Below are 5,885 nucleotides of genomic sequence, written 5' to 3'. Positions count from 1 at the left end.
CCAGGAGTGTATCACGCCTACGCCGAGGGGTTAGCCAAAGACCTCGGCTGGGCAGTGAAAGACTATAGGAAAGTCTTTGCGGAAGTCTTTTCTAAGGGCATGGTAAAAGTGGACTGGGAAGCCGGGTTGGTCTTCATTCCGAACGCCATCAAACACAACCTACCAGAGAACCCAAAGGTCATTATTGGGTGGGGCAAACACTGGGATGAGCTACCGCAGTGTACACTAAAAGATGAGGCATATCAACATCTTAAAGACTTCCTTATAGACTATACGAAAGATAAGTCAGAGTCTTTCCTAGAGGCTTTCGGAAAGACTATCCGATACCTTCCTGTTACTGCTACTGCTTCTGTTAGTGCTAGTTCTTTAGAAGAGGGAAAAGAGGGTGTGGGAGAAAAGGGAGTCAGTCTGAAACCCGACCTCAACGGCTTTGGGAGGTTCCAAGCATGCTATCCCATCTGGAAAGCCGAGGAGAGCGTCAAGAAAGCCTGGAAGAAAATTCCAGTGAGCGAACACGAGAAGATTTTTCAGGCCGTCGAAGCTTACAAACACTCTGCCGCCTGGCAGGAGGAGGCGGGAAAATTTATCCCCTACCCGGCGAAGTTTCTCACCGAGGGGCGATGGAAGGACAAGATTGAGCCGATGTTGCCGATCTCCACGGCGGCACAAGCGACGATGGCCGCAGGGGAACGTCTCAAGGCAAGGCTACGCGCAGAGGAGGAGCAGACGTGACGGCAGATGACCTCGACCGCTTCACCAAGGAACTCACGCGCCTGTCTGAGCTGTACGACAAACCGATGACTGAATCCCTCCAGGCTCTCTACTTCGAGGCATTACAGGGCTATGAGATTGCGTCCGTTGTCGCTGCCATGCGTGCCCATGTGGTGCAGCCTGAGCGAGGCCGCTGGTTCCCAAAGCCAGCGGACCTGATCAGCCTTCTCGACGGGGCGCCAGAGGAGCAGGCGTTGGAAGCGTGGTCCGATGTCATCGCCGCCTGGACAAGCACAGGCTATTACGGTGTTCCAGAGTTTCAAGATCCGTCGATTACGTCCGCGTTGACGCGCATGGGCGGCTGGCAGAGTTTTTGCGAGCGGTACAAAATCATCCGCAACGAGTCCTTTCTGCGTGAGGAGTTTTGTCAACGGTATCAGGGCGCAGAGCGGCGAGCGAGTACGCAGCGGGCCTTGCCGGGTGGCGAGCGGAAGGCGTTGAACGAATGAGCGCATGGCCGCTGTCCATTGCGGACCACTGTGCGGAGCACGGGCAACCGCTGGATCCGTGGGGCCTGTGTCACCATGGGTGTGGCCGCTGTGCGCGTGAGGCGCCGTTCGAGCGGATCTGGACGCACAAGGGCACATGCCGCTCCGTAGGGGCGCCGGTGCTGGTGCGAGACGGATGGATACCGAGATGAGCGCAGATTCGTTGTGGACCATCAACCGAGACAAGACAGGGCCTCACTGGCTGGAGCTGAATGATCCAGAGGGTTGGTATCACGCTACCGTGAAATGGGACGGCTGCATTGACTTCGCGCGCTATTTTAATCTTCCCTTCACTGACCCGAGTCGAAGGGAGGGCGATTGTGATGTCCTGCATATCTGTGAGCTCGATGATCTGCTTGGACGGTTGCAAGAACTGAAAACGCTGGCGCAACAGCACTTCACAGACCATGAGGAATGGCAGCCTGACAAGCCAGAGGCATAAAGACGATGCGCATAGCATTCCGTGGCAACTTCCGACCCCGCACCGCCGCAGGAGAACCGTTCTCCACCGAGTCGCACGTCTCCGCGACGATGGAATTACTCGGCCATCAGGTCTTGCGGATTCAGGAGGACACTGTGCCGTGGGCGGATGTCCCACGTCTCTGCGAGAGCGCCGATCTGTTTTGGTGGACCGCGACATGGCATGTGGATTTCCCTGGAGGGTTCCGCGCGCTCGACGCCATCAAGGCGCTTAGGATTCCGACCGTCTCCCACACGCTCGATCTTTTCGTGGGCTTGTCCAGAGCGCCATTGCTCGACACCGATCCGTGGTTTCGCACCGACTACGTGTTCAGTCCCGATGGCGGGCATGATGAGATATTCGCCGCGAAGGGGATCAACCATTTCTGGATCCCTCCTGCGGTGTTCGAGCCAGAATGTTATCTCGCGGAGCCGGTTCCTGGGTTGGCCCAGGACGTGATCTTCGTGGGCTCCTATGGCTATCACCCTGAATGGCCGTACCGCCGCGAGCTGATCGACTGGTTGCGGACGACCTACTGGTCACGGTTCACGCACTATGATCATGCAAGCGGGATGCGCGGGCATCGCCTCAACCAGCTCTACGCGAGCGCGAAGGTCGTCGTCGGCGATAGCTGCTGTCCTGGGTTCACGCAGACGCATTATACGAGCGACAGATTTTTTGAAACGCCAGGCCGGGGAGGGTTTCTGATCGCGCCGCATATCGTTGGGATCGACCACCTGGTTGATCGGGAGCACGTCGTCTTATACTCCTTCGGCGACTTCGGCCAATTGAAGCGCCTGGTCGATTACTGCCTTGAGCACGATGCACACCTCGCGCGCCTCCGCCTCGCAGGCCATGAGCACGTCAAAGCCCATCACACGTACACGCACCGGGTGAAGGCCATGCTGGCGATTGTGGCACAGGGCGAGGGCCGCGCATGACCCCCATCCCAGTCTCCTGGCCCTACGGTCTCCGCGCGCCATGTTGGGATCAAGCCCTCATCGCCTCGGCCATTCGTGGCGAGCTGTGGCCCATGCCGATCACCTTCGAGGAGGTGGACGGCCCCATCGACGAGGGCGTTGTGATCGCCTCGGGATCGCTGTGTGTTGGTCGCCAGCCGTTCCCACTCCCGAAAGGATGGGTCCTCCTGATTCACACCTCGGACGAGTCGCAGCAGTGGGACACCGAGGCTCTCAGGCGGCCCGGCATGAAAATCTGGCGGCAGTATCCGCAGGATAGGCGGGCCGACCGAAACCTCCTCCTTGGCTGGCCTCCTGAGACCCGGGAGCTGCTCCGAGACGTGCCTCGCCTGCCGCTGGCTGAGCGGAAAGACTGGGTGTTCATCGGCCAGGCGCAGACGGAGGAGCGAAAGGTGTTAGTGGCGCACCTCGACCATGAGGATTTCAGGGATGGTGATCTCCTCGTCACCGACGGTTTCGGTCATGGGATCGCGCGCGCCGATTACCTCCAACGGATGGCTGGGGCCGCTGTTGCATTCTGTCCAGGCGGGAATCGGCATCCGGACAGCTTCCGGCTCTACGAGGCGCTCGAAGCTGGCTGTCTACCAGCCTGTTCTAAGTCGGACTTCTGGCCGCTGCTTATTAGCGATAGCGGCGCGCATGAGAACACGATACATCCCATTTTTAATCCTGGGTTATGGGTCGATGCGGTTGTTGAGGGACGAACCGAAGGGCTCCAACACTCTGCAAATCGCGCCACGGCCTGGTGGCTGTGGTACAAGCGCCAACTCACGATCGATCTCGTCGAGGACTGCTGTGTGCTCTCGGGCCAGCCCGTTCCCGTCTCGGGCATCGGCGTGACGGTGTTACTCCCGACGTCACCTGTCCCGGATCATCCCTCCACCGCCATGATCGAAGACACCATCCGCCGGATTCGCGCCTACCCGGAGCTGCGCGAGGCTGACATCCTGATCATGGTCGATGGCATCCGGGCGGAGCAACAACACTACCGCGAGGTGTATGAGGAATACACGCGCCGCCTCATTGATCTGTGTAACTGGCATCCCGACTTTCGCGGGTGTCTGCCGGTCGTGTTCGACGAACATCTGCATCAGGGCATGATGATGCGGCGGACGCTGGAGCTCGTTCACACGCCCCTGACCTTCTTCTGTGAACACGATATGTGGCCCGAGGGGCCGATTGATTTTACAGGACTCGCACGGGCGATGCTGACGCGGGACGACGTGAAAGTCATCCGCCTGTACCGGGACGCGGAGATGTATATCTCGCACCGGGAGCTGCTCCTGGAGGACACGCGACACGATATCGCTGGCGTGCCACTGGTTCGGACGATCCAATGGTCGCAGAATCCGCACCTGGCGAAGACCGACTTCTACCGCGAGATCATCCCCCGCTATTTCGGCGAGCAGTCCAGGACGATGATTGAAGATGTCCTCCATGGGGTGCTCTCAAATGCGGGCAAGGCGGGCTGGGACCGATGGGGCCTGTGGCTCTACGCGCCCGAGGAGATCGGCGGCAACCTGCGCCGCTGTGGATTCGTCAATGGGCGCGGAGAGGATCCGAAGTTTCCGATGCGGATTGCCTACGATGGGGCGCCACCGATAGGCGCGCCGCCTGGGGGATTCTCGGGATGAGCCTCGATCTTGGCCTTCCACTCCACCGTGAATCTGAGTTTACACTCGCCTCGACTGAGTGGTGTCCTCATCCAGAACGCTACTCGGCCTATGACACCGATGCCGCCGAAGTTGAGGCGCTCGAAGTTTTAGCCGCCCTGGTCCGCGCGCTAAAACCAGCCTTCGTGTTGGAGACCGGGACCCACCTGGGACGGTCGGCGGCCTACATCGCTGACGCGCTCGATCGGAATCGGTACGGGTGCATGGTGTCGCTGGAGATCAATTCGGACTACGCCGCCGCCGCTCGCGATCTCTTAGCATGGCATGGGCTACTCGGGCTCGGCATCGGGCAATGCGACGTGCTCCAGGTTTCAAGTTTCGAGTACATCCCGCCGTTGCCGATTGATTTTCTCTTCTCCGACTCAGAGCTCGGCACGCGGCGCCACGAACTCGAACGCCTGCGCCCATGGCTGGCCCCTCGCGCCTGGGTCGCGGTCCATGACACGCTTACCCATCTGAGCGTCATCGGGGACCTCGCGCCGCTTGGCTGGATCGAACGCGTGGATATTCCGACGCCGAGGGGGTTGACTATAGGGAGGGTTAGAAATGAAAACAGCTGATGATGTCATTCGGGAGGCGAAGGCAAAGGTCGAAGCAAAAGAAAGAAAACTGCGCTTTATGAAGGACGGTTCTATTTTCAGGACTGAGGATGAGAGAGAAGATTTTGAGCGCATGAGCCCATTGAAGCAAGAGTTGTTTCGTCGAGCATTTCTGGCGGAGTCGCCGATTCCCCGTTGGCGCCTCTGGATGCTTCGGTGTTTGGATCGCATGATGGTATGGCTACTTCCACCGAAACATCGTCAGCATCGATCGACATGTGATCGAGAGACGAGACCGGCTCCACCGCCGCGGCCATGCTGGTGTAGCAAGACGAGTAGTGGGATTTAATTTAGAGGTCAGCGCATGACCGACTGGCAGATCGTCCTCCCGCATATCACGCCCCGCTTTAACCTGGAACAGTGCCTTGCCTCGATGGGACCGGTTCCGGTGCCGCTGCTGATCGTGGACAATTCCAAGGAGGGCGACACGCGCTCGATGGAGCTGCCCGCCGGCGCCGAGGTCGTGTCCCATCCCGAGAATCTCGGCGTGGCCGCCTCGTGGAATCTCGGCCTGCACCGCGGCGCGACATGGACCGTGCTCCTGAGCGCGTCCATCCGGTTTGGGCCAGGGGGAATTGCGAGGATGCTGTCGGCCGCGAGCCAGATCGTCAACGCGTATGGGCTGGAGTTGGGCTCGTGGGACCATCGCGCGGATGGCGCGTGGAATGTCGGCTGGAAGTGCATTGTCGTAGGGCGCGCCCTGGTGGAGCGGATCGGCTATTTCGACGAAAACTTTTATCCCGCCTACAGTGAAGACCGAGACTTTGGGCACCGCGCGCGCTTGGCCTTCGGCGCAATCCCGTGGGTGAAGGGTGGGGTCGAGGAAGCGGGCGTCACCAAGATTGGCGACGCGGTCGCGTGGAAGCATGGGGCCATGGGGCCGAATCCGCCGACGCAGTGGAACTGGGAGTATT

General features: G+C 59.8%; 7 protein-coding genes. All 7 read left to right on the top strand.

Annotated features, from left to right (window positions below; genetic code table 11):
- Positions 1-732 (top strand): hypothetical protein (locus tag Q7T26_03385; protein ID MDO8531201.1); only part of this gene is annotated, 732 nt, incomplete at its 5' end.
- Positions 729-1,220 carry a DUF6475 domain-containing protein gene (locus Q7T26_03380; GenBank protein MDO8531200.1) on the top strand — a complete coding sequence of 164 codons (492 nt, stop codon included), beginning with the start codon at positions 729-731 and terminating at the stop codon, positions 1,218-1,220. The genes Q7T26_03385 and Q7T26_03380, both read left to right, overlap by 4 nt.
- 175 nt (positions 1,221-1,395) lie before the next feature.
- Entirely contained in the window at positions 1,396-1,701 is a 306-nt protein-coding gene (locus tag Q7T26_03375) for a hypothetical protein (GenBank protein MDO8531199.1), read from the top strand.
- A 5-nt stretch (positions 1,702-1,706) separates the two neighbouring features.
- Positions 1,707-2,660 (top strand): glycosyltransferase, encoded by a 954-nt coding sequence (locus Q7T26_03370; GenBank protein ID MDO8531198.1) that lies wholly within the window; start codon positions 1,707-1,709, stop codon positions 2,658-2,660.
- Between the two features lie 92 nt (positions 2,661-2,752).
- The gene (locus tag Q7T26_03365) at positions 2,753-4,333 is read left to right on the top strand and encodes a hypothetical protein (protein MDO8531197.1); all 1,581 of its coding nucleotides are present in this window, start codon (positions 2,753-2,755) and stop codon (positions 4,331-4,333) included.
- Positions 4,330-4,932 (top strand): class I SAM-dependent methyltransferase, encoded by a 603-nt coding sequence (locus tag Q7T26_03360; protein ID MDO8531196.1) that lies wholly within the window; start codon positions 4,330-4,332, stop codon positions 4,930-4,932. The genes Q7T26_03365 and Q7T26_03360 overlap by 4 nt, the downstream gene beginning before the upstream one ends.
- Before the next feature lie 343 nt (positions 4,933-5,275).
- Positions 5,276-5,885 (top strand): hypothetical protein (locus tag Q7T26_03355; protein MDO8531195.1); only part of this gene is annotated, 610 nt, incomplete at its 3' end.

It is taken from the genome of Dehalococcoidia bacterium (genome assembly GCA_030648205.1).
Lineage (GTDB): Bacteria > Chloroflexota > Dehalococcoidia > JAUSIH01 > JAUSIH01 > JAUSIH01.
This window is presented reverse-complemented; position numbering and strand designations above follow the sequence as displayed.